Origin of the sequence: Campylobacter concisus, from assembly GCF_001298465.1 — a bacterium.
Classification (GTDB): Bacteria; Campylobacterota; Campylobacteria; order Campylobacterales; family Campylobacteraceae; genus Campylobacter_A; species Campylobacter_A concisus.
In genome coordinates this window covers 73011-96402 of sequence record NZ_CP012541.1, presented here as the reverse complement: position 1 = coordinate 96402, position 23392 = coordinate 73011, and the positions used below count along the sequence as shown (strand labels likewise).

The following is a 23392-nucleotide window of genomic DNA, read 5'->3' as shown; positions in this document are numbered from 1 at the left end:
TTAATGTAATAATAACAAATATTTTAGATTTTATATCTAAAAATTTAAGAGCAAAGCCTAAATTTTATAAAATTTGACATATTTTTATTACTTTTAAGCCTTGCACCAAGGCCTATTTTACTATAACTTTCATCTATCCCAAGCTTTAATTGCATCTTTGGAGAATAGTTTATTTTTATGTATAAATCGGCAACAAATTCATTGTTTGTAAAAAAGATAAGAGTATCTTGAAGCTCTTTAAATTTTCTTCTTTTTGGGAAAAAATCAATAGCTTCTTCATAATCTATGCCATTTATATAAACTGCTATTTTAGTTTGTTTCTCAAAAAGCTTTTTACCAAGTATAAAATTTCTGCCCAAAGTCCTATTTTTGATACCAAGCAAATTTAAATTTGAAGGCGCTATGAAAATTTGATTTGGTAAATTTTCTAGTAAAAATAGTTTATTTTTTAAATTAAAATGACGCTGCAAGGCAAACTCGATCTCTCTTTTAGGCCTTCTTTGGCTAATAATAAGCGGAGAAAATGGTAAGAATTTTTTTGCTAATTTTTTATTGCTTATGTTTAATACATCCAATAAAATCTTTGAAATTTTATCATCAAGCTCTTTTTCAAAGGATCTTGCATAATTTTTTAAACTAATGCTATCAAAGAAAAGCCAAAGCAAGTAATTGTCAAAAAAGTCAAAAAATTTTTCAAAATTATTATCGCTACTCTTTGAGATCTTTTCTAAAATATAGCTCGTAAGATGCGAGCCACTTCCCAAAAGACCCATAAAATTTACGACGATTTTTATTGCATCCTCTTTATTTAAGCTCTCAAGCTCATTAATTGGATAAGCAAAACTTGGGCTATTTTTTAAAAAAATATCCCTTCTATCGTGATGCTTTAGGCAGTTCTTTACTAATTTAAAAAAAGAAGCTTGATTTAGTTCTTTGTTCATATTAATTTTTTTGTACCACCCAAGAAGTCATAATTAAGCAAAATTTTACTCTTTATACACTTTATTTTAAGTTCACAAAATGAATTGATTGATGCAAATTTTGATAAAAATTTAGCCAAATTTATACCTAAAGCATAGACATTTCCGATACTCTCAAATTCGCTTTCATCTATATAGAATATGCAGAGCAACCCTCTTTTTGCAAAGCCTTGATCAACTCTATAAATTTGCTTTGTTTTTATATCATAAAGCGAGTTGGCAATTTTTTTAAAAAACTCATCATCTGGCACGCTAAAGGTATTAAGAAGTGCTAAAAAAGAGCCCTTCTCTAGTATACTTTGATAGCTAAAAGATAATATGCTAACTAGTTTCCAAAGAAGATTTCCATCTATTTTTACTCGCTTTACGCTAGTTGGAATTGTTAAATTTTTAGTTGTTACTCCTTGATGGGATAACACTCTATCTATCTCACCAAGTCTTAGTTTGCAAGGTAAATCACCATTGCAGCAAAGTGCATCTATGCTAATGGTTTGATCTTTAGAGTCACTTTTAAAAAAAGAAATTTCTTTATAAGAGTTTAGTTTTATATCTGTTTTATTGCTGACAAAATAATAATCTTTTGCTCGCTCATCATTTAAAAATTCAAATCTCTCAAAACTTTTATAGTTTTTTAATATCCTTTTTTCATTATTACTACTATGAGCGACCACCTTATTAATTGAAACGATTTTATAAGCATCGATATTTGAGCGATCTAGAAAAATTCTATATTCGCTTCGCCTATTGTTATTTAAAATAGGCTCGGCACTCATTGCAAATAAATTTATTGCAGGCGTAACAAAAAGAGAAAAATATTCTAGCCTTGGCACATATCCACTTGGCATATCTTTTGAAAATATGAATTTAATATTAAAGCTTTTTGTAGAAAAATTTTTAAGAAAACTAAGACTGTTTAATCGCACAAAATTTAACTTTGAAGGAAAAAATGATAGCTCTTTTAAAAGCTCAAATGCTTCAAATCCAAACTCATCACTCTTTATCAAACGCTCATCAAACTCATCTAAACTAAGTTTATCAGGGCTTAACTTTATCTCTTGATCGCTATCTTCAAAACTTATTGTAATAAATTTCAAGTAATTTTTTAGCCACATTAAGAGTGTAGAAGAGAAGTAAACATTATCTCCAAGATATAAATTTAAAAAATCTATATCAAGTTCTTTAGTGCTAAGCTCGTCCTTTGTAACGCTTATATTTAAATTTAGAAGATAATCACTCTTATTGTTTGACATAAAAGCTTTTGTTATCTTTAAGGGAAGCAAATTTATGTCAAAGATTGTTTGAAATTTGCACGTTATGCCATTGATCTGCTTTGACTCAACTATACTTCCTTTTGGTATAAATTCTTTTACCCCAGAGAAGTCATCTCTTAAGGCAAATTCTTGCATACAAACTGATGGAAAAGGATTTGTATAGCTTGGCATTAATATATTTACTAAAGACTCAGCGATTAGTGGGATATTTTCATCTAGTTCTTGCCTAATCCTCGATGTTAAAATAGCCATATTTTCTATTATGCTCTCAACATCAGGATCTTTGCTTTTAGTATCTAAAAAGGGTGCTACTTTTGGAAAATTTTTAATAAAAAGGGCTCTTGTTTCATCAAGATATGCCATCTCTTTTTGAAAATAAGCTAGATTATTTTCATTATAATCCATTATAAAATCTCACAATATCTATTGTTTTTAAAAATAACTTTTAGCAAATACTCTTTAAAATTATCGTTTTTATGCTTGTAGTTTATATTAAATATGATACGCCAAGGCTTTAGTGAGTCATCGTATCCGATAGATGTTACTTCTATTCTATTCTCATTTGAGCTGATTAGTTCATATATTGCCATACCAAGTTTATGACCAAGCTCATTTATCTCAACACCCATTGACCAAAGATCGATAATACTATCGTTTAATCGGCCGTAGTTACCAAGTCTAGAGTTTAAAATAGTATCAATGTGATCTTTTATGTCGCTGTCTAGATCTTTAAAATATGGACGTAGTTTTGATTCATCACTAAATTCATATAAAATTTTATCTATCAGCGACATAGTAAGCTTACTCTTTGTCTAGTTTTCCGACCAAAGAAAGCTCGAAATTTGCTCCCATAAATTTAAAGTGAGGTCTAGCCAAAAGCTCTATTTTATACCATCCAGGCTCGCCAGCTATATCACTGACGATTACTTTTGCACTTCTAAATGGTCTTCTACTTCTAACATCTGCTGGTGGATTTTCCTGATCTGAGATGTATTGTCTTAGCCATTCATTTAAGCCGCGCTCAACATCACTACGCTCTTTCCATGTACCTATCTCTTCTCTTTGAAGCACTTTTAGATAATGAGCCAAACGAGAGATTAAGAATACATAAGGCAGTTGAGTTCCGAGCCTAAAATTTGTCTCAGCAGCTTTACCTTCTGGAGTATTTGGAAAAATTTTAGGCTTTAATGCAGAGTTAGCAGAGAAAAATGCAGCGTTATTGCTATCTCTTCTTAAAGTAAGAGCGATAAATCCATTTTCTGAAAGTTCAAATTCTCTTCTATCCGTGATCAAAACTTCGGTTGGAATTTTTGTTTGGACGCTTCCATAGTTTTCATAAGTATAAGTTGGAAGATCTTTTACGGCACCGCCACCTTTTGGCCCAATGATATTGCCGCACCATCTATAATCAGCAAAACTATCTGTAAGCCTTGTAGCAAACGCATAAGCTCCATTGCCCCAAAGCATATCATCGTGATTATTTACAGTTTCTCTATAATTAAAGCTCTTTATAGGGTTATCCTCCGGCACATAAGGAGATCTTGTAAGAAATCTATTTACCATACATCCTGTGTATTTTGCATCTTCATTTTCCCTAAAAGTTCTCCATCTTGTATATTGTGGGCCTTCTAGCATGCTTTTTAGATCTTTTATATTTTCAAGCTCACCAAAATTATCAAGTCCGAAAAATTTAGCAGAAAGAGATGTAAGAAGTGGTGAATGGCTCATTGCAGCAATTGATGACATTTTATTTAAAAAAGTCATATCTTGATTTGATTTATCTAGCTCATAATCAGCCACTATCGCACCAACTGGCTCACCACCAAATTGTCCATATTCAGCTGAATAAATTTGTTTATAAAGTGTACTTTGAGTTATATCTAGATTATTTTCAAAATCATCTAAAATTTCTTCTTTTGTGGCATCTAAAAGATCAATTTTTACATTTTCATTAAAATTTGTTCTCTCGACCAAAAATCTAATTCCACGCCAAGTTGATTCTAGCTCTTGAAAAGATTTATTATGTAAAATTTCATCCATTTGAGCAGATAAAAGGGTATCAATGTGAGCTATCATTTCATCAAGTGCGAGCTTATTTATTTTATCTTCAGCATTATTTGTTGTGATTATATTTGAAATAAACTCAGCAACTCCTTGCTTTACAACACTATAACTCTCGTCATCTTTTGAATATTTACTCCTTTGCATTATGCTTTCAATGATAGGAGTTTTAACTTTAGTTTCAGACATTTTTATTCCTTATCTTGTTCGTCTTTAATCTCTAAAAGAAGTTGTTTTCTACTATCTTCATCTTTTATAGCTTCTAAAACCGCTTTTCTAAAATCAGGCATATTGCCCATAGGACCTTTTAATGCAACTAAAGCTTTTCTAAGCTGTAAAAGTTTTTTTAGCTCAGGAATTTGATTTATAATATTATCTGGATTAAAATCATGAATGCTTTCAAAATCAAGGTCAATATTTAAATCTTCATTGTTAGAATTTAGCTTATTTTTTACAGAGAAATTTGTATGAATATCTAAGCTTTTCATAACCTGATCAAAATTTATTTTATTGATAGAAATCACTTCACGATCTTCAAGTGGAGTTTGGTTTTCACCAGTTAAATTTGCAACTACCATAAGTTTTAATGGAAGCTCTACATCAGCCTCTTGGTCATTTGTCTTAGTTTTATAAACTATATTTATGCGTTCTTTTGGTGGGATTAGATTATCTGCCATAGTAACATCCTTTTTTCATAAATGATTTAAGAATTATATTTAAATAAAATTAAAGGTGATTTAAAAAAACATATTTTATCACACAAATGTTTTTGCCTTTATATATATGTCTGATAAATAATCTTTAAGCTCGGTATTTTCTATGAAATTAACTATTTGTGCATAGGTAGCTTTTGCATTATTATTCATACCTTGAGTAGTAAAAATTTTTGATAATTCAAGCATAAAATTAAGCTCACTTTGAGCACTTGAAGCATGCTTACTTTTATCTAGTTCTTTTATTAGATCTTCAAAACTCATATCTTTTTTACTATCACTGCTGGAAGTAAATTCCAAAGAGTTGCTTTTAATAAAAAATTTATTTATCTCTTCACTAAAAAAAGATTCTCCACTTTGGAATTTGAGCTTTTTTATATCTGGGAATTTATCAATAAAATTTAAAACCATATCACAAATAAGATCACTTTGCCTTGCAAGTCCAGCACTATTTAAAAACTCGCAAAATATCTTAATGCCTTCTATCCAAAATGGATTAAGCGCTAAATTTCTTATAAATTTTTCTAAATTATCAAGATTTAGTTCCTTACTTTTTTTAAAAAGCATAATCAGATTTTCATCAGGATAACGTATCTGTGTTATTTGGTCGCTACTTGATGGAAGTGCCTTTATTCTGCCCCACATTGCTTCAAAAATTAAAGCATAAGCGGTAAAATTTTTAATATCACTCTTTAAAAGCATTAGTGATAAATTTATAAAATATTCTCTAAATTCTCTATCATTAAATGTACTAATGTCATTGCCACTAAATGAAACGCTTTGATGGTAAGTTGGCTCAGTTTTAGTAATTACTTTTGGCTCTTTAGCTTTTAAAATTTCTTCTTTTTTTTCTTCTATATAAAGCGTATCAAAATGTGTACCAAGCTCTTGCGAAAGCTCAGGCACAAGGTCATTAAACGCTTTTGCGTCAGATTGATCCAAAGCTTTATCATTAGCTTGCGTAAAAAGCTCTATTGTTTGAGCTATTATCTTTTTTTTAGCAGGTAGTTGTTTTTCATTTTTTGCGAGTAAATTTGGCTCTTTTTTCAAAATAGATAGAAAAAAAGCAAAGGCTTTTATAAGTGTCTTAAAAGCCTCTTTGTCATTTAAATTTATAGCAGAAATCGCTAAAAAATTTAAAAGCTTGGCATCAATACTAAATTCACTTAATGCCTTTAAAGATGAGCTAAATACGTAATCCCACTTTATGCTATCATGCATCAAAGTTTTATACTTTGACATTTCATCAGTTAAACTAATATAAAGCTCATTCTCTAAAAAATCTTCATTAAATTTATTACAAAAATTATCTTGCACTTACTTGCTATCCATAAAATTCTCTATCTTATTATTTAGAACACTATTGTTTCTAATATTGTTTTGATCCATAGAATATGTACTATATAAAAATGCAGCTGCGATCATAGCAATAGCTAGCAAAATAAAATAAAATTTTAAACGCTTTAACGAAAATACCTCAAGAAAACTTTTCTTTGTCTGTTTTAAGTAACTCTTTTCAAATACGTTTTCATCGGCCTTTATGAGCGGAGAAACGGCTGCAGCTATATTTTCACAAAGATAAGAAATTTTTTCATTGCAATCTTCTTGTGTTTCATATTTTCCTTTATAGCCAAGCACCAAACAAGCATATATAAATTCTAAGAAATCTTTATTTTTACCAACATTTTCAAACCACTTATCCATAATGCCAAAGAATTTATTTCCACCTAGATTTTCATTAAAAAATCTTGTTGTCAGAGTATTATTGGCCCAAAAGCTGTTCATAAAAATTTCATTTTTTAGCAAGCTCTCATCTATAAAAACACAAAGACAATATCTAAGTCTAATAATATCGTCTTCCTCGTAAATGCCTAGATTTGATATCTTTGAAGTAGTGCTTAAGATATCGTTTATCAATTTTTCACGTAAATTTGCCATTTCACTTTGTGAAAAATTTTGTAATTTTGAAACCCTATTTGCCAAAAGAAGCAATGGTAACACATGATCTAGTGCAAGATTTGTGCCAAGACCCAAAAGATTTGTTTGACTTAAAACTGAGGTTTCATTTTGATTTTCGTTCATTTTTATCCTTATAATAAAGCCCACATTTTAATGTCAGCATTTGGTAAATTTGCCGTTATATAAACGCTAATCACATTTTGATTTGCAAAGCTTTTAAAAATTTCATCTTTTTTGTCTATCTTATAGTAGATATAATCGTTTAACTTCGGTAAAGTACTAGGAACAACAGAAATTTGCTCTACGTTTATACCTCTTAGCTGTGAAGAAACTATGCCTTTTATATTTGATTGAGTATGGATTTTGCACTGCTCTTTGAAATTTTTAAGAAGATACTCATTTTTCGTATCACTGTGAATAGCAAAATAAATTTCTGAGTTTTCAATAATACTTGGATTATCAAAAATACAGTCATAAAAGCCGTGATTATTTTTAACAATCTGTGCCATTATATATTTTGGAGATAAGATATGTGAGAACAAAAGTCTTAGATTATTTATTAAAGGTACAAAAGTTTGAGTTAGGTTATTGTGATCGTAGGCTATAAATTCACTAAAACTATTATCATGACTAAGTGCCAACAGATCAGCCTGAAAATCAACTAATTTTTCATACAAATACTCTGGGTGAAATTTATCTTTCTTTGACAAATAAGAGAATATTAAATGCCATTTTTTTAGCATATTTAGTGTTAAATACGTTGAAAAATCAAGTCTATTTTTAGCTTGATTAATACCTCCTAGCAACCCAAAATAACTCTCTTGATGTTGCTTTGTAGCAAAGCTAAGCTCCTCTATAAAATTTGTTATAAAGGTGTTTTTACTGATGTCAATACAAGTTGGAATAAATTTTTCGTCAAGTGTTATTTGTTTGTTTAGGTCTATATTTTTTATTTTACAAATTGGTATGCTAAGCTCGTAAGGCATCTTTGAGCCAAATACTCCAAGAGACGATCTTTGGCTCGCTAGGATTATATTTTCTTTATCTTGCGTAAAGGCCGAAGATAGCTCAAAATCATCTTTATCGTCTAACTCACTTAGTATATCGTTGCTAGCTTCATCATGCACTCTTGAGCTAATAAGTGCTTGCTTGGCTGTAAATTTTAGGTTTGGTAAATTATTTTGCAAGCTAATATCGACCAAACCTGAGCTAATAGGTAGTTTTAGCACTATAATGGCTGAGTTTAGCTCACTTGGGCTTATCTCAAGCGGCTCTGGTAATTCATCTTGATCTGGCGCGTTGAAAATCGTACCATCTTGAGAGATACAAGAAATTTTAGTTAGCCCTATTTTGCCTTGAAGCAAAAGATCGCTTGAAATTTCTAAATCTAAAACGCCATATAAATTTGAAAAAGAATAGATGGTTTTTAGGTTTAAATTTCTCTCAAAATATCTTTCTTGTTGCTCGAAATGAACCTTATCAACGTTCATTCCGTTATACCAAACGACTTTTAGCTTTTCAGACATTTTATTTGCTTGCTTGTATTTTAGAGCTACTAGCGTCTAAAACATTTACGCCATTTTTTGTTATTTCAAAAACTATATTTTTTTCTTTTATCTCTTTTGTGGCTTTGTAAGCCTTGATATTTGTCTTGCTCTGATCAGCATAAAGTACCAAAATACCAACATACGGAACCTCGTCAGGATATACATTTGTAAAAGCATATCTATTTGTATTTGGCTGAATTTGTGTTTTTATAGAGTCAATCTTGTCATAGCCTAGTATTTCACCATTTCTCTCGGCTAGATCGATAATGCTAGCTTCTTTAAATTTAGCCACATCTCTTAATTTATAAGCTATGATAGTTATAGGAACATTATCGCCATGATAGTTTAAATTTGAATTTGGCATATTGCTTATAATAAGATCTTTTGCACATCCTGTAAGAAATAGCATAAATACTAAAAAAGATAGAAATTTAAATATTTTTTTCATGAGTTCCTTTACCTGATTTTAATAATATAACTTTTGCGTAATTATATCTAAAAAATTTAGATGATGCTCATTTTAAAATTAATGTTCTTAAACAAAACTTTTATATCTGTTCTCATTCTTTTTTATCGTCTTTATTATTTTTATTATCTTTGCTGCTCATACTATCTACAGCCACCTGTGTGTTATTCCGGTAAAATATACTTGCTCCAGTTTCAGCCTCAGTCTGTAAATCCACATCGCCGACTTTTTATATTTACCCTCTTGTGGCGTTGTAGCCAATCCACATTATAAATACAAATATAGCCTGTACCAAAGAGACGCCGCCTATCGTGACGTCCATTTCTTTCAAATTCTTTTTCTGAAAGTCACTCTTTTTTATGCCGTTTTTTATCATAAAATATACATTTGTAAGTATGATTAATGCGACTACGGCATCAACATAATATTCTCCGAAAAGAAGTTTTAGAATTATTATACAAATAGCGCCTACTATAAAAAATGCTATTGACCCAAAAAATACAATCCAATTATTCTTCATTACTTATCTGCTTTTTTGTTTTATCTTTTTTACTTTCTACGCTATCTACAATAGCTTGTCCGGCTGTAGTAATAAAATTTGTTCCTACTTCGGCTGCGGTATGTAAATCTCTATCGCCAACTTTTATATTTTTACCAAAATTTCCTGCTATATTGCCGAATGCACCAAAAGTTCCACCAACAAAACCTTTTCCGACCACTCTCTCTACATCTAGATCTTTTGATGTATCTTTAAGCTGAGAGTATAGCTCGGTAGATGAGTTAACAAAAGCACCTCTGCCTACTGCTGAGAATAAACCACTAGCAGCTCCACCATATGCACCGCCTAATGCATTTATTACTACTTCTGTATGGTTAATATTTTTTAAAACTATTGCCGTTATTTATATACTGCGATCCAATATCTATACCTACGCCTATGGTGGCGCCTGCTACTATACCCGGTGTTTTTGAGCTATCATAAAATTTAATATCTTTTGTTACGTCTTTTATTAAAGTACTAGGACTGCTTTCCGAAGCAGAGAGCTTTGGTTTAGAGGCTGTCACTAAATAACCTTTATCGTTAGTAATTTTATAAACCTCTACCGGTTTATTATTTTTACCTAATTGTTGATATATCACTTTATTTCCCGTTATATCCATACTATGAGCTACATACTCTTTACCGTTATGTCTTAATATACCATCACTACCTAATTTTCCGCCTTTTGGTGTATTGGCTAATAGTTTTTCGTTTATTCTTTCAGTCATTCCTATTTTAAAGATATTTTTAAAATTTCTATTTATCACCGCTGTTTTGTTTATTTTTTAATTTTACATTTGTAAAATTAAACGAATTCTTACTTTTTTCAAATTTAGCTTTTTGCTTCTTTTGTTTTTTAGGGTTTCTATTCTGTGGTTTATCTGGTATAAATTTTTCAGGTCGAAAAGCCCCAAAAATCACGCCAATAGTAGAAATCCACGAAAAGATGCAAAAATAAACTAAATATCCATTTGATTTGTAGATTGTGAATTTAACGAGAAAGTAAAAAACAATAACAATAGGAATAAAAAATGATATACCTATTTTTAAAATTTTTATATTTTTAGATTTATTATAGATTATATAACAATGGCGAATAAACTTAAAACAAAAATATAGTACAAGCAAACCCAAAAAATATAAAATAATCCAAGCAACTAATGGGTGATGATTGGCTAAATATACGATTAAATCTACGATTTTATATTGAAATTCTCGCCAGAAAGCATTAAAAAAATCATTCATTACCACTACCGCCGATAGTATTGTCTTTTATTATATTGCGAAGATCATAATTTGCTCCTTGAAAAATTGTATGTCTAAAAATATTTCCACCATTTTCTATCATATTATTTAATAATTTATCTTTCCTATTTATTGATTTTGTATTTAAGAAATCTCTCCATTGTTTTGATATTGCCCCAATTGGATGCTTTACTTCTCGCAAAATTTGAGAAATTTGATGCGTATTTGGTATCATCGTCTCTATTTTTATTTATATCCCTATGATCTTGTATATCCATCGATCTTTGGTTTTCATGAGTTATGGTCTTTACTAGATCTTTCATATCGGTTATGTTTTTGAAATTTATATAACTAGCACCGGTTTGCAAACTCGTATAACCTTTTATTTCTTCGTCATTATATCCTCTTTCATTTTTTGTACGTAAGGCTATGCGGTATAGTCTTTCTCAAAGCTTTCTTGAAAGCCTTTAAGAAAATTATTTACAAAGGCTCTACTATGAAGCTCTTCATCTTTACCATCAAGCTTACTGAAGCTTAATGGCAGTAGCTGGATATTCCTTGGGGTATTTTAAAGGTGACCTAAAATAAAAGCTAGAAGCAAAAATTTAAAACAAATTTATTTTATGGTATTAAAAAGGTGATGACTTTATAATCATTGGAATTTTTAAGAGGCTGTCCCACTTTAGTAACTAAGTGTTCCACTCTTAAAGGAAATTTTAAAGAAAGGGAAAGAACAAAAGCATCACTGCTAGTGCCTAAAATAGGATGTTATGGTGTCACGGGGGAGACTTGAACTCCCGACCTCCGGCTTATGAGGGTTTAAAAATAAACCTTGTGTAAGCACCAAAAAGACGACACACAGCCAGTTTCACACTAAGTATCTGCTACATTTTGCTACAAAGTTATATTGCATAGGTAACAAAGATGCAATATCTAGTCAAACGAAATGGCATATACTACTTTAGAGTAGCTATCCCACTATATCTGAGGCCTTATTTTGGTAATAAAACCGAATATATAACCTCCTTCCTCACAAAACGCTTTGATACAGCAAAAAATCGTGCTAAGATCTACTCTATAATTTTTAACGCGATCAAAAAGGCATGGAAGATGAATTTGAGCAGCGAACTTATAGAGCACTTGGTGCTTATGCTTTTAAAAGCCAAGGAGGCCAAAAGTATCAAAGAGCATGATATGCTTGGCAGATATATAAATTTAGATGGGCTACTATCACTAAATTTGTTTTTAAAACAGAGTTTAAAAGAAGATGGCTTGCTCAGCGTCATATCAAAAGAGGTTGATGATATCTGCAAAAAGCTATCTTGCACTGACTCTCACACCAAAAAGCTTCTTGGCAAAAGAGTGCTTGAGGCAACGATAGATAACATAAATCACATATCATATAAGATGTGCAAAAACCAAAAGCTACTAAATGATAAGCAACAGACATTTGTACCACTTGGTAAAAAGCACAAGAGTGCAAATTTAGATGATAGTACTAAAGACGAGATAGCAAAAGGCGTTAAAGAGGCTAACATAGATAGCTATCAAGACGACATAGAGACTTTAAAAAGGCAGAATTTGGTGCTGCCTTTCACTAAAAAGTCCTTAAAACACTCTGTTAGTGAGCTAAGAGATGCCATAAATGAGCTAGCTAGGCAAAAGGGAGCACTCACACAAAACGATATCTTAAGAATATTTGGTTGTGAGTTATCACCAGATGGAGACAACGAGCTAAGCGATGATCTAAAATTTGGATATGGAAATTTAAATGATCCTACCTTTGGTGGTCAGGTAAAGCTATATAAGGCAGATAAATATAAAGATAAAGGCATAGTTTTAAGTGACATTGGAACCAAAGATCTTGCGATAGATGACACAAGTGATGCTAGTGGCATGACTTTCAATGAAGCTATAAATTTCTTTCAAAAGCTCTTCTCAAATAGAGCTAAAAGTCTTAGATACAAACTAGACTCTTCTACTAAAAATGAGAGTAAAGCTAACTTGATCACGCTAAATAGCGCATTTAAAAACTATGTATCAAACACGAGTATTTCAAACAACTGGAGTGATAGCACATTTGGTCTTGTTAGACATGTAGGAAAGCTAATGTCTATGAAATTTGGTTATGAGCTAGATATTAAAAAGATAAAAAGAGATGACTTGCTAAATTTCAGAAATATCTTACTACAACTACCAACCAAGCTCTCTCAAAATAGTCTCTATAAAGATAAGAGCTTAAATGAGATCATAGCTTTAGCAAAAGATAGACCAAAAATTTCTAAATCAACCATTAAGAAGTATATTGTTAGAGTTAGTGAGTTTTTTAAATATTGCTACGATAGCGACTATATAGATAAGAACCCAGCTGTGGATCTACAAATAAATTTAAACCAGGATGACGTTACAAATAAAAATCCTTATGAAGATAGTGACGTAAACGCACTTTTGGATATTGTGAGTAAGATTAGATCAAGTGGCGATACCAAAAGTCAAAGAATTAGCAAAGATGAGCTATTTTTCGTTACTCATATAGCAGCTTATTCTGGCATGAGACTAAATGAGATAATACAGCTAAACACAGATGATATAGTTGAAAAATATAACATAGTATGCTTTAGTTTAAATACAAAAATAGATGTAAAAACAGGCAAGAGTAAGACTTTAAAGACTAGAAACTCTGTAAGGATAGTTCCTATCCACTCTAAGTTAAGTAGCATTGGGCTGTTTGAATTTATAGAGAGTAAAAAGAAGCTAGCTAGGAAATGTGACAAAGCAGTTAGGTTATTTAGCTGTGATAATAAAGACTTCTCTGAATATTTTAGAAAGAAGATCAATACTAAAGTTGTAAAAGATAGTGATAAAACAAGGACATTTCACTCATTTAGACACACTTTCATAAACAAGCTCATCCAAAGCGGCCAGAGGGTCGAGCATATAGCTTGCCCTTGTAGGGCATGAACAACAATACAAGATCACTATGAATACTTATGGCGAACCAGTAACTCCGAAAATTCTAAAGGATCTAGTTGAAGAGGTAAATTTTTATCAAGGAGGGGAAGGGTGAGTGCTTTTTAATTGTAAATGTATATAGTCATTTACAATAAAAATATACTTGTATTTAAATAACAATCTTATTTGTATCTTATCACATATCTTTTTATGATATAATTGTATTGCATTACATATTTAAAGGGTAAATCTTGCTAGATCAACTTTTTTTAAAGAGCAATGACCTTATAAGGTTAAATAATCATAAATTCAAAAGATATTTTATAGATTCCAAGGATTTATCTCATAGGCTTATTGTTATCCTTGGGCAAAGAGGTATAGGTAAAACAACTACTTTGGCTCAGCTTGCCAGTAAAAACAAAGATAGTCTTTACTTAAGTCTAGATGACATAGAGATATCAAACGATATAACCTCGATTATAAGAGAGTTTGTATTAAATGGTGGAAAGCATCTATACCTAGATGAAATTCATAAGAGTAAAGACATATCGGCTGTATTAAAATTTGCCTATGATAATTTTAAAGAGTTAAACATAGTAGCTACTGGCTCATCTGCTCTTGAAGTGTTAAAAAACTCTCATGATTTAAGTAGAAGAGCGATCGTATATAAGATGATTGGAATGAGTTTTAGGGAGTATGCAGGGCTAAGATACGACATAAATTTAGAAGCGGTTGAGCTTACAAATTTGCTCGCAAGCCATCAGGAGATAGCTGTTGATATTATTAATACTTTAAAACAAAAAGAGCTAGCAGTCATTAAGCTTTTCAGAGAGTATCTAAAGGTAGGCTACTACCCATATTATAACGATATGCCAAATGATACTGCCTTTTATCGGACTCTAAAACAAAGTATAGAGGCTACGATAGATAGCGATCTTTTAAGCATATATCCAAATTTAAACGGCAACACAGCAAGAAAGCTAAAGATCTTAACTCATGCTATAAGCACAAACGTCCCATATCAACCAAACTACTCAAGCCTAAAATCGCTTGTTGATATAAGGGATGATAGGACGCTAAAAGAGTATCTTGCTATGCTTGATAGTGCTGGACTTATAAGGCTTTTAATGAAAAACGAGCTTGCTATAAAAAATATGGATAAGGCAGACAAAATTTACCTTGAAAATACAAATTTAATGTATATAAATAGCCCAGAAATAGGAAATGTGAGAGAAACATTCTTTGCCAATCAGCTTGGAAATATTACTGAAATTTACTCAGGCAAAGCCGGAGATTTTATAGTAGGCGAATTTGTCTTTGAAATAGGCGGAGCCAAAAAGAGCTTTGAGCAGATTAAGGATATGCCAAATTCATTTATAGTGGCAGATGATATTGAAGTAGGGGTTGGAAATAAAATTCCACTTTGGCTGTTTGGGTTTTTATACTAGCACTACTTTGGCAATAAACTATTGCTAGTATAAAAAGCAATTGTGGAAAAATCACCTTGACTCAAGACAAATTAAGCGTTTAGTTATGACTTCGTCTTACTGCTTGTTAAATCTCTTATTAATTTCAATTGCACAAACCTACAAGAGCAAAATCAAATTAACACGCCTGAAATAAGTTTAAAATAAGCTTTAATATAAAAAAATTATTAGTAATATATATTTTAATAGCATAAAAATATAACAAAAAAATATATTTATACTTGTAAAAATATATTTTTTAATGTATATTTAATAAATAAAAGCCTAATATTTTATGATATTAAATTTCAGCAAGAAAGGAGAAAACATGGAATTTTTAATGGTTCTTATGTTTTTCGTCGCAGCTCTTTTGCTGTGGCTCAAGCCTGAGAAAAAGCGCGCGGTTATGGGCTTTGGTATTGCAGGTGTCGCGATACTCGTCATCATGATGGCATGGGTAAATAAATTTGCCGTCGTGCCTATGGGAAATTTCTAGGAGCGAGCGATGGAAAGTATGCAAGATAAAATGTCTCAAAGCTTCACCCGCAGCACCGAAATTTCTGCGGGCTGGGGCGATGATGAGAAGCTATTTTTCAACCTTTTTGCCCTCGCGGCGCTCGCTCTCATCGCTTTGCCAGTAGGTATCGCATGCCTTGTTTTGGGCTTTGGTATGGGCGATAGTCCCTGTATTATGTGTTGGCATGAGAGATTTTGCATGGTAGCGATCTCGTTTATGGCGCTAGTTATCGTTAGATACGGCTTTAAGGTCAAATACCTCGCTGCAATCCTCTTTTTAGCGTGCCTTGGGCTTTACGACGGCTTTTTACACTATAGCCTTGACGGCACGGGCGGCGGCTACCTCGACATCAAGCAAGGCTTCGGGCTTGAAATTTTAGGCGCACACACGCAGTTTTGGGTCGTAGTGGTACATTTTTGCGTCATTATATTTTTGGGTGTGATTTTGCTGCTAGGCAAAAACGTAGGTAAAATAATGCAAAAAAGCGAAGAGGGCGCATACGGCGCGGTTTTACCCAAATTTGCGCTAGGCAAGATAGCCGTGGTGGCCTTTGCTATCATCATGGCTTTTAACTGCATCCAGGCTTTCATCACGGCAGGCCCTCCGCCCTATCTAGCCTCCGCGACGCCTTCGCGCATGAGCATCGATCCGTCAAAGTGGTTTTGGGAGCTTGATCACTGGGAAGAAACCGAAATTGATTTTCGCGAAAGCTGGAATCCAAAACTACCGAATTTACCGAAGTGAGGCTGAAGATGAAAAGATTTCTAAATTTAACCCTTTTGTGCGCTGCACTGGCGCTGGGCGGTGAGTTTAATCTAAATCCTGCGGATGGCGCAGTGGTAAATTTAACGCCGCTACGCAAAATCGGCGAGATAACGCCAAATTTAAACAACAATAATCCCGTCACAGGGCTTGACTACGACGCGGCAAGCGGAAACTTCTTGCTCGGTACGCTAAAATTCGAGCTCTACGAAATGGATGGCGAGCTAAAAACCGTAAAAAACTATCTACGAAGCACACCCGATTGGATAATCCAAATGGAGGAGACCGTCGCAGCGAGTTTTTTTAAAGGCTCGGTAGGGCTCATGAGCTATAATAAAACCTATGAGTTTTTCAAGCCTGCACCGAATCAAAGTAAAGAGGAAGCGAACAAAGCGTGGCGCTATCTGCACGACGGATACGAAAATTTCACGCTCGATTTCAAGGACCGCTACTCCACTGTGCGCGCCAAACAGCAGTTCATCCTTTCGTGGGATCACTCGGATTTCTACGGCGAGTTTTTCATCGCTAGCGTGCCGGATAACATAAAGCAAAGCTGGAGCATAGCGAGCTTTAGCGATGCCGACAACATGCTCTCGACCGAGTTCGTGCCGAGCTTCGATGAGGCTCTCGGCGTAAAGGACGGCAGGGATATAAACGACTACTATATCACGGGTATGGATGCGCAAGGCGAGTTTGTTTATCTTCTCTCAAAGCAATACTCAAGCATCCTAAAGCTCGATCCGCGCAGCAGAAAGATCGTGGAGGTTTATAGCTTTGAAGGTACGAGCGATGCCCATGCGCTCGCTATCAAAGAAAGTAAATTCTACGTCGCGTCCAGAGAGGACGGTGTGAATAAAATTTTTATTTTCGAGAGATAAAATTTAAGCCGTCTTTGGGCGGCTTTTATTTCTTTAATTTCTGCAAAAAATCAATATCTTTATTGCTGTTTCTTTTTTTGAAGCTTTCTAGAATTTTCTTTTCGACTTCCGGTGACCAATATATTTGTAGATTTTCCTTCGCTCTGGTTATTGCTGTATAAAAAATATTATGCGTTATCATTTCATCAACTTCGCTACTTATTACTACTTTTACAGTTTTGTACTCCAAACCTTGTGCTTTATGAATTGAAATGGCGTATGCCACATGGAACGGCACAACAGTTTCTTCATCATTATTTTCAGGATTCCCCTCCTCATCAGCCGTTCCGTATTGATTAACATAAAATTTTATCACCGATTTATCGCTATTCTCCAATAACTCAAAATCATACTTTTGTGCATCTAGTCCAGTTATTGATTTTTCAAGTTCGATGCTAAACCAAATTCGTTTTTCTTCAAGCTCAATATTAACAATTTTTCCTTTCATATTATTGTAAATAAGTGGTTTAAATCTTTCTACCTCATTAAACAAAATAGGATCGCCGATCTTATATCTATGAAGACCCCATTCTACAGCTTTTGCTTTATTGTTTTCTTGCAAAATAGTATTTAGGTTATTAATACCATATAATCCATCGTAATTAAGACATAAAACAATCTCATCATCACTAGCTTCAAAACTTAAATCTTCTAATTTTTGCGAATAGCTTTCTCTTTGTAGAATTTCACTAATACAATCACCAAAACTTCTTACTTCATCCCAAAGTTTTAAAAGTTTTTTATCTTTTGTTCTATATGTTTTTTCTAATGTAAAAGTTGCTTTATCAAGAAAGCTCTGAGCGATTTTAAACCAATTGCCAAATGATATCGCTTCTATCTGATATATGTCTCCTACTAAGAGAATGAGCTCAAATTTTACTTTATTAAGTACTTTTTGCATATCATCATTACTTATTGTACTACATTCATCGATAATTAAAACATCGCATTTTGTGTCTGTACCAGCTATTAATTTAGCAACTGTTTTAAATTCACTTTTTGAGCTCGCAGCAATACGTCTTTTTAAATTATCTACAGCAGTATTTGTATTGGCTAAAAATATTTTACTATTTTCTTTAAAAAATTGTGATACGTAATCAATTAAAGTCGTTTTACCAGTACCGGCTGCGCCATAAATCAAGGCGACTTTTGATTTCTCAAATAGATTAATAACAATATTTTCTTTTTCTTTATCATCAATTAGCGTCAAATTGTTCTTTATCCACTCTTTTACAGAATTTGAGTAGTTTTGAATACCGCTCTGTGTCAATTTGTCAAGCCCATCAATAATTTCGATAGATTTTTCGACATACTCTTTGATATAAAAGTGACTTTGAAATTCCTCAATTCTCCTACCGGTATGCCCTTTGGGATTGTTTTTATTTCCTGGCCATAATTTTGAGTTAAATTGAGATCTTAGATTATCTATATTGTTAAAATTAAATTCCTTTTTATCAACAAATAAGCTTCCGCTATTTTCAATCCTACTTTTTACTGCCCTAGCAAATAATTCATGCTCTCTTCTGCTTGTATCCATACATTCTAACAAATCATAAAAGCTAGGATTGTGATTTATTAAAGATGTAGCAAACGGCATTTCCTCAAATGGAAGGCATTTTGAATTTAGCTTTAAATCTGATAGGCATCTATCTTCATTATTTGGAAGTTGCTTTTTTATTACTTGATTACGTAAGTTGTGCAGTAAATACCTAATTGTATTTCTACCATCTTTGGTAACTGCCTTTGCCTTATCTAAAATATCAAAAATATGCGAAACTTGTCCTTTAGAAATAATGTTTCTTTTTATATCTTGGTAATCATAACTATCAATCAAATCGACTAGGCTAATTTTCTTACGTGTCAAAAATTGCATTAATTCTTTATATTCGCTTGTTCTATTTATTTTTTGACTACATTCAAAAATCTTACCAAAATTTTGCAGTTCAGCTGGTCTAATAGAAACTTCCCAACTGTCAATGATTTTTACCTGTAGTGATTTGTTTAGAATTTCTATATTTTCATTACGAATCCATAAATTGACAGTATAATTATCAAAAATTCTAAATTTACAAAATGCAATTAGTTTATCAAATTTGCTAAAAGTATCAACAGCATTAACAAATGTTACCTCATAATAAATTTGTTCTTTTACTATAAAGGGCTTTACCTTTGTCACATAGTAAGCATTGCTTTCTTTGCCGGAATTACTTAAAACATTTTTATTTTCTATCTTTTCTACAATTTTTTCATAGTATTCCATAAATTTCTTATCTAAATTAAGCGGGAATTTGTCAAGATTTCTAAGTACTTCAATATTGTATCGCTCTCTTAAAAAATTTTTACACTCGACCAAATACATAAAATACTTAAGCATTAAACGTTCGGATGAATTTTCACTAAGTGTGTAATGCGAGACAGATTTATCTAAAAAATTATGGAAACGAATTAAAAAAGTAAAATTTCCGCCCTTTGATTTGATATATTTAATAGCATTTTCATTAATTGTCTGCTGATACTCATTGGTATCTATTTTTTCTTCACTAGAGTGAATTTTTTGAAAAATATACTCTACTAAATTTCTAAGCTGAGATAAGATAGCTTGGCTAACAAATCCTCGCTCGTCACACAATTTGTTGTTCGCAAGATTTTTATCTATATTTTCACAAGTTCTTAATATTTGGTCCTCAAAATCCATGTTTATTCCTAAATAAAGTATTTACGTATTTTATCGAATCTTTTAAAAATATTTTTAAGATATTTTAATAGGTCGGACTTTCATCCGACCCAAGTATCAGAAAAAGGGAGAAACTAAAATATATATACCGCGCCGAGCACGATAAACGCCCTTAGGCAGAAGCCGCCCACAAGTACGCCATATTCGTTATAAACGCAGCTTTTTACCTCCTCGCTGCCGTGCGCGCAGACGCTGCCGTCTGCATTCACGCTGCAGCTGCGAAGCATAAATTTGCTTCCGCCTAGCAGCGGCAAAGCAAGCCCAAATACGACAAAGCCTATCCAAAACATCGGCGCAAGCGGGCCGCTAACTATCTTAGTCACGCTAGCCATGCCCGCAGCCTCGCTTCTCACGCTAGCAAATAGCGCTAGCACCGCAACAATCTCAAGTGCGACTAAAACGACGTGAAATTTATGCGCGCAGTGGCTTAGCCCGTACCCCGCATTTAGCGTAGCGGCGGCATTTGCACTAAGCCCCGTAGAAATCGCAGAGATCGTAAATAAAATCGGCAGCCACACGCTAGCCCAAAGCGGAATCGCCTTTACGACGTAAAGTAGTAGCCCCGTATATCCCATCACTCCAAGCGCCAGAATGGCTCCGAGCGTGAGCATCATGTCGCAAATTTTACCGCTCTTTTTGATCTGCAAAAGCACCAAAACGCTGACTATGATGAAAAACGTAAGTAGATACGTACCTATGCTCATCATCGAAACCGGGCGCGTATAGAGCTGTAAAATTTTAATAGGATTTATAGCAGCGCTCGGTGCCAAGTCAAATAGCAAAAGCGCAGTTCCTATTATTACCGCAACGGGTGCTAGCAGAAAGCCGAATTTATAAAATCTCTCGTTTAACGAGCCCAAAAAGCCCTTATAAGCCAAAGCCGAGCACAAAAATGCCCCGGCGCCTAAACCGCCCAAAAATAGATAGATGACTATGAGCCATCCCCAAGTTGTTTGTTCCATTATCTATCCTTTAACTCTTAAAAGTTAGAAGAGCTCTTGATTGCTCTATCTCGTTTTCAAGATATAAATTTAAAAAATCAGCAAAGCTCACATAAGCTTCTAAATTTGTAGCTTCCTTACAGCGAGAGCTAAATTTATAAAACCACTCAAACGGATGAGTGCGGATGAAGTCATATTTTTTATGTAAAATTTCATCCATTTTCTCTTTTTCGTCTGCTTGTAAGGCATTGAAACTTAGAAAGTAAAGGTATTGCAGCTCGTATCCGATGAAGTCATCTGGAAATTTATCAAACTGCTCTTTACTAAGCTTTAGTCCAGAGCTTTCATAAAAGCTTCGCACCTGCATAGTCTTCTCGCCAAACATCGTTTTATAATCAAAATAAACCGACTCATATGGCTCAGCTTTTGGGTGTCTTGGCCCTACAAAAAGCCTGTTAAATTCATATCTTAGCTCGTCTAGCAAATTTAGATCATCTTTGCACTTATTTAGCCAAAGTATGAAGTTGTGATTTTTAAATTTATCACTAAAATTAAGGCTTAGGCTTATGAGCTCATCTAAATTTTGCTCTCTAAGCTCTACTAAGAAAAATCGCCTTAAAAAGTCTTCAACACTAAGGCTAACGCTAAGCTTTTCTTTGATCTTACCCATCTTTTACTCTTTAGTGTATGAATTCGTTTCGCTTCATTCTTGGATAAAAGCGGATGTTTGGCTTGGTAAAGAAGTGCTTAAAGCCTGGCATCTCTTTTTGCATACCAGCGCTGTCGCTGACGTTGCTATCAACCAGTTTTAGTACTCCACACGGACAGCCTGCTACACAAGCTGGCTCTTCGCCACGCTCAAGTTTTTCAGCGCAGAGATTGCACTTTTGAGCTTTACCGTCCTTGCCTTTTGTGATAGAGCCATAAGGGCAAGCCATCAAGCAGTATCCACAGCCTATGCACTTATCATGAAGTGGCTGTACGACACCATTTTCTAGCTTGATATATGCTCCAACTGGGCAGACATCCATACAGGCTGGCTCATCGCAGTGATGGCAAGAGTGAGTTATAAAGATCTCTTTTTCTATGCCATCTTCGTGTATCATAAGGCCATCAACATGTCTCCAGTTGATATCTGGATCTTGGTTGTGATAGACTTGACATGAAATTTCACAAGCCTTGCAGCCTATACAAAAGTTATAATCAAATAAAAAACCTTGTTTTCTTTTCATCTTAGACCCCTTTACATCTCTTGTTTAGCTGCTTTTTTTACTTCACAAAAGCTAGCTGTATAGGTTGAGCCATTTCCTAGGTCACTAACGCCATCAGAGCAAAGTATATTTGCCCCAGTTCTTGATTTAGTCACTTTTACCCAGATGTTGTTCCACGCATAGACTATGCCTGGGTTCATTTGATTTGTCTCGACTGCTGTAAAGACGGCTGTTCCCTTTTCATTTGTTGCCTCAACTGTGTCTCCGTTTTTGATACCGCGAGCCTCCATATCTTCACGTGTCATAAATAACTCAGCATTGCCTTTAACGATAACCCTTTTTAGGATATAAGGCATATTGCCCCAGTTTGAGTTGTCTTGGAGCTGAGTACCTGGCGTCATGAAATAAAGCGGATATTTTTTGAGATAGTCTTTTCCAAATTTATTGCTCTTTTCATAGTAGTCCCAGTCAGTTTCAAGGTCTATTACTGGATGATATCCTGCGTCTTTAAAGGTTTGTGAGTAAAGCTCGCATTTTCCACTCTTTGTACCAAATATTAGTTTGTCTTTTGGTGTATAAGGGTAGTACGGGAACTGATCTTTCATCGTTTCAGGCGTTCTAAATGGCTTGATCCAGCCGACTGATTTTAGTTTTTCATAGGTGATGTTTTGTTTTTTGGCAAATTCTGTATCCAAAAAGCGTCTGCAAACTGTTTCGCTATCCCAGTTAAAGCACTCTTCTGTATAGCCCATCGCTTTTGCAAGAGCGTTGAAGAACTCTAAATTTGTCTTAGCTTCGCCAAGAGGTTTTACACTTTGAGCGTTGTAACAAACATATCCAGAAATTTGGTCGTTTTGGATATCCTCACTCTCCATAAATGTAACACCAGGTAGCACATAGTCAGCATAGTCGCAAGTATCGATATCATATGGATCAAGGACAACTAAGAAGAAGTCATCGTCCATTATGCGTTTTTTGATCAAATTTGTATTTGGCGCTGTTACCATTAAATTTGAGTTGTAGTTGATACATGCTCTAATGACCGTGTTTATAGGCTTGTCAAGATATGTTGGATTTTCTTTTTGTATGCCTTTACCAAATTCTATATA

The 23392-nt window shown here is 33.4% G+C and carries 25 protein-coding genes; 5 read left to right on the top strand and 20 right to left on the bottom strand.

Going from position 1 to position 23392, the window contains the following annotated elements; translation table 11 throughout:
* Positions 1 to 44: 44 nt before the first annotated feature.
* The 15 genes from CCON33237_RS00455 to CCON33237_RS09520 form a co-directional block, all read right to left on the bottom strand.
* Positions 45 to 941 (bottom strand): type VI secretion system baseplate subunit TssG, encoded by an 897-nt coding sequence (locus CCON33237_RS00455; RefSeq protein ID WP_054195922.1) that lies wholly within the window; start codon positions 939 to 941, stop codon positions 45 to 47.
* Positions 938 to 2656: a type VI secretion system baseplate subunit TssF gene (tssF, locus tag CCON33237_RS00450; protein ID WP_054195921.1), complete on the bottom strand. Its 1719-nt coding sequence runs from the start codon at positions 2654 to 2656 to the stop codon at positions 938 to 940. The genes CCON33237_RS00455 and tssF overlap by 4 nt, the downstream gene beginning before the upstream one ends.
* Positions 2656 to 3045, bottom strand: coding sequence for a GPW/gp25 family protein (locus CCON33237_RS00445; protein ID WP_054195920.1), 390 nt, complete (start codon positions 3043 to 3045; stop codon positions 2656 to 2658). The genes tssF and CCON33237_RS00445 overlap by 1 nt, the downstream gene beginning before the upstream one ends.
* A 7-nt stretch (positions 3046 to 3052) precedes the next feature.
* Entirely contained in the window at positions 3053 to 4501 is a 1449-nt protein-coding gene (gene tssC, locus CCON33237_RS00440; protein WP_054195919.1) for a type VI secretion system contractile sheath large subunit, read from the bottom strand.
* Positions 4502 to 4503: 2 nt separating this feature from the next.
* Positions 4504 to 4989 (bottom strand): type VI secretion system contractile sheath small subunit, encoded by a 486-nt coding sequence (gene tssB / locus CCON33237_RS00435; RefSeq protein WP_054195918.1) that lies wholly within the window; start codon positions 4987 to 4989, stop codon positions 4504 to 4506.
* A 78-nt stretch (positions 4990 to 5067) separates the two neighbouring features.
* On the bottom strand, positions 5068 to 6342 hold the full coding sequence (locus CCON33237_RS00430) for a type VI secretion system domain-containing protein (RefSeq protein WP_054195917.1): 1275 nt from the start codon (positions 6340 to 6342) through the stop codon (positions 5068 to 5070).
* Positions 6343 to 7107, bottom strand: a complete 765-nt coding sequence (gene icmH, locus CCON33237_RS00425) for a type IVB secretion system protein IcmH/DotU (RefSeq protein ID WP_054195916.1) — start codon at positions 7105 to 7107, stop codon at positions 6343 to 6345.
* Between the two features lie 8 nt (positions 7108 to 7115).
* A complete protein-coding gene (gene tssK / locus CCON33237_RS00420) occupies positions 7116 to 8510 on the bottom strand; it encodes a type VI secretion system baseplate subunit TssK (protein ID WP_054195915.1) in 1395 nt (464 codons plus the stop codon).
* 1 nt (position 8511) lies between these two features.
* Positions 8512 to 8979 (bottom strand): type VI secretion system lipoprotein TssJ, encoded by a 468-nt coding sequence (gene tssJ, locus CCON33237_RS00415; protein WP_054195914.1) that lies wholly within the window; start codon positions 8977 to 8979, stop codon positions 8512 to 8514.
* 112 nt (positions 8980 to 9091) lie between these two features.
* Positions 9092 to 9214: a hypothetical protein gene (locus tag CCON33237_RS10000; RefSeq protein ID WP_257719889.1), complete on the bottom strand. Its 123-nt coding sequence runs from the start codon at positions 9212 to 9214 to the stop codon at positions 9092 to 9094.
* Positions 9215 to 9232: 18 nt separating this feature from the next.
* Positions 9233 to 9517: a hypothetical protein gene (locus tag CCON33237_RS00410; protein ID WP_054195913.1), complete on the bottom strand. Its 285-nt coding sequence runs from the start codon at positions 9515 to 9517 to the stop codon at positions 9233 to 9235.
* Entirely contained in the window at positions 9507 to 9716 is a 210-nt protein-coding gene (locus CCON33237_RS00405; protein WP_054195912.1) for a hypothetical protein, read from the bottom strand. Before CCON33237_RS00405 ends, CCON33237_RS00410 begins: the two co-directional genes overlap by 11 nt.
* Positions 9717 to 9870: 154 nt before the next feature.
* Positions 9871 to 10305, bottom strand: a complete 435-nt coding sequence (locus tag CCON33237_RS00400) for a hypothetical protein (protein ID WP_054195911.1) — start codon at positions 10303 to 10305, stop codon at positions 9871 to 9873.
* On the bottom strand, positions 10295 to 10783 hold the full coding sequence (locus tag CCON33237_RS00395) for a hypothetical protein (RefSeq protein ID WP_054195910.1): 489 nt from the start codon (positions 10781 to 10783) through the stop codon (positions 10295 to 10297). Before CCON33237_RS00395 ends, CCON33237_RS00400 begins: the two co-directional genes overlap by 11 nt.
* Positions 10776 to 11018, bottom strand: coding sequence for a hypothetical protein (locus CCON33237_RS09520; protein ID WP_141089910.1), 243 nt, complete (start codon positions 11016 to 11018; stop codon positions 10776 to 10778). The genes CCON33237_RS00395 and CCON33237_RS09520 overlap by 8 nt, the downstream gene beginning before the upstream one ends.
* A 689-nt stretch (positions 11019 to 11707) precedes the next feature.
* On the opposite strand from CCON33237_RS09520, the gene CCON33237_RS00385 reads away from it, so the two are divergent.
* From CCON33237_RS00385 to CCON33237_RS00370, 5 genes are all read left to right on the top strand, one after another.
* A complete protein-coding gene (locus tag CCON33237_RS00385; protein WP_234402301.1) occupies positions 11708 to 13744 on the top strand; it encodes a DUF6538 domain-containing protein in 2037 nt (678 codons plus the stop codon).
* Between the two features lie 242 nt (positions 13745 to 13986).
* On the top strand, positions 13987 to 15183 hold the full coding sequence (locus CCON33237_RS00380) for an ATP-binding protein (RefSeq protein WP_054195908.1): 1197 nt from the start codon (positions 13987 to 13989) through the stop codon (positions 15181 to 15183).
* A gap of 346 nt (positions 15184 to 15529) precedes the next feature.
* Positions 15530 to 15697: a hypothetical protein gene (locus tag CCON33237_RS09515; protein WP_155463265.1), complete on the top strand. Its 168-nt coding sequence runs from the start codon at positions 15530 to 15532 to the stop codon at positions 15695 to 15697.
* Between the two features lie 9 nt (positions 15698 to 15706).
* On the top strand, positions 15707 to 16462 hold the full coding sequence (locus CCON33237_RS00375; protein WP_054195907.1) for a disulfide bond formation protein B: 756 nt from the start codon (positions 15707 to 15709) through the stop codon (positions 16460 to 16462).
* An 8-nt stretch (positions 16463 to 16470) separates the two neighbouring features.
* The gene (locus tag CCON33237_RS00370; protein WP_054195906.1) at positions 16471 to 17358 is read left to right on the top strand and encodes a hypothetical protein; all 888 of its coding nucleotides are present in this window, start codon (positions 16471 to 16473) and stop codon (positions 17356 to 17358) included.
* A gap of 25 nt (positions 17359 to 17383) precedes the next feature.
* Here the strand turns inward: CCON33237_RS00370 and CCON33237_RS00365 are convergent, their stop codons facing one another.
* The 5 genes from CCON33237_RS00365 to CCON33237_RS09795 form a co-directional block, all read right to left on the bottom strand.
* Positions 17384 to 20092, bottom strand: coding sequence for an ATP-dependent DNA helicase (locus CCON33237_RS00365; protein WP_054195905.1), 2709 nt, complete (start codon positions 20090 to 20092; stop codon positions 17384 to 17386).
* Between the two features lie 113 nt (positions 20093 to 20205).
* Positions 20206 to 21093, bottom strand: a complete 888-nt coding sequence (gene nrfD / locus CCON33237_RS00360) for an NrfD/PsrC family molybdoenzyme membrane anchor subunit (RefSeq protein ID WP_054195904.1) — start codon at positions 21091 to 21093, stop codon at positions 20206 to 20208.
* Positions 21094 to 21103: 10 nt separating this feature from the next.
* A complete protein-coding gene (locus CCON33237_RS00355; RefSeq protein ID WP_054195903.1) occupies positions 21104 to 21742 on the bottom strand; it encodes a TorD/DmsD family molecular chaperone in 639 nt (212 codons plus the stop codon).
* Between the two features lie 10 nt (positions 21743 to 21752).
* On the bottom strand, positions 21753 to 22304 hold the full coding sequence (locus CCON33237_RS00350; protein ID WP_012140509.1) for a 4Fe-4S dicluster domain-containing protein: 552 nt from the start codon (positions 22302 to 22304) through the stop codon (positions 21753 to 21755).
* An 11-nt stretch (positions 22305 to 22315) separates the two neighbouring features.
* Positions 22316 to 23311, bottom strand: coding sequence for a molybdopterin dinucleotide binding domain-containing protein (locus CCON33237_RS09795; RefSeq protein WP_257719893.1), 996 nt, complete (start codon positions 23309 to 23311; stop codon positions 22316 to 22318).
* Between the last annotated feature and the right edge of the window lie 81 nt (positions 23312 to 23392).

What these genes read in the sequence shown, in the direction of transcription:
- CCON33237_RS09520 (WP_141089910.1), bottom strand. Translation starts at nt 11,018, where the DNA reads ATGATACCAAATACGCATCAAATTTCTCAAATTTTGCGAGAAGTAAAG.
- tssK (WP_054195915.1), bottom strand. Translation starts at nt 8,510, where the DNA reads ATGTCTGAAAAGCTAAAAGTCGTTTGGTATAACGGAATGAACGTTGAT.
- tssJ (WP_054195914.1), bottom strand. Translation starts at nt 8,979, where the DNA reads ATGAAAAAAATATTTAAATTTCTATCTTTTTTAGTATTTATGCTATTT.
- nrfD (WP_054195904.1), bottom strand. Translation starts at nt 21,093, where the DNA reads ATGGAACAAACAACTTGGGGATGGCTCATAGTCATCTATCTATTTTTG.
- CCON33237_RS00375 (WP_054195907.1), top strand. Translation starts at nt 15,707, where the DNA reads ATGGAAAGTATGCAAGATAAAATGTCTCAAAGCTTCACCCGCAGCACC.
- tssB (WP_054195918.1), bottom strand. Translation starts at nt 4,989, where the DNA reads ATGGCAGATAATCTAATCCCACCAAAAGAACGCATAAATATAGTTTAT.
- CCON33237_RS00445 (WP_054195920.1), bottom strand. Translation starts at nt 3,045, where the DNA reads ATGTCGCTGATAGATAAAATTTTATATGAATTTAGTGATGAATCAAAA.
- CCON33237_RS00395 (WP_054195910.1), bottom strand. Translation starts at nt 10,783, where the DNA reads ATGAATGATTTTTTTAATGCTTTCTGGCGAGAATTTCAATATAAAATC.
- CCON33237_RS00410 (WP_054195913.1), bottom strand. Translation starts at nt 9,517, where the DNA reads ATGAAGAATAATTGGATTGTATTTTTTGGGTCAATAGCATTTTTTATA.
- CCON33237_RS00350 (WP_012140509.1), bottom strand. Translation starts at nt 22,304, where the DNA reads ATGAAAAGAAAACAAGGTTTTTTATTTGATTATAACTTTTGTATAGGC.
- CCON33237_RS00370 (WP_054195906.1), top strand. Translation starts at nt 16,471, where the DNA reads ATGAAAAGATTTCTAAATTTAACCCTTTTGTGCGCTGCACTGGCGCTG.
- tssC (WP_054195919.1), bottom strand. Translation starts at nt 4,501, where the DNA reads ATGTCTGAAACTAAAGTTAAAACTCCTATCATTGAAAGCATAATGCAA.
- tssF (WP_054195921.1), bottom strand. Translation starts at nt 2,656, where the DNA reads ATGGATTATAATGAAAATAATCTAGCTTATTTTCAAAAAGAGATGGCA.
- CCON33237_RS00355 (WP_054195903.1), bottom strand. Translation starts at nt 21,742, where the DNA reads ATGGGTAAGATCAAAGAAAAGCTTAGCGTTAGCCTTAGTGTTGAAGAC.
- CCON33237_RS09515 (WP_155463265.1), top strand. Translation starts at nt 15,530, where the DNA reads ATGGAATTTTTAATGGTTCTTATGTTTTTCGTCGCAGCTCTTTTGCTG.
- CCON33237_RS00365 (WP_054195905.1), bottom strand. Translation starts at nt 20,092, where the DNA reads ATGGATTTTGAGGACCAAATATTAAGAACTTGTGAAAATATAGATAAA.
- CCON33237_RS00385 (WP_234402301.1), top strand. Translation starts at nt 11,708, where the DNA reads ATGCAATATCTAGTCAAACGAAATGGCATATACTACTTTAGAGTAGCT.
- CCON33237_RS00455 (WP_054195922.1), bottom strand. Translation starts at nt 941, where the DNA reads ATGAACAAAGAACTAAATCAAGCTTCTTTTTTTAAATTAGTAAAGAAC.
- icmH (WP_054195916.1), bottom strand. Translation starts at nt 7,107, where the DNA reads ATGAACGAAAATCAAAATGAAACCTCAGTTTTAAGTCAAACAAATCTT.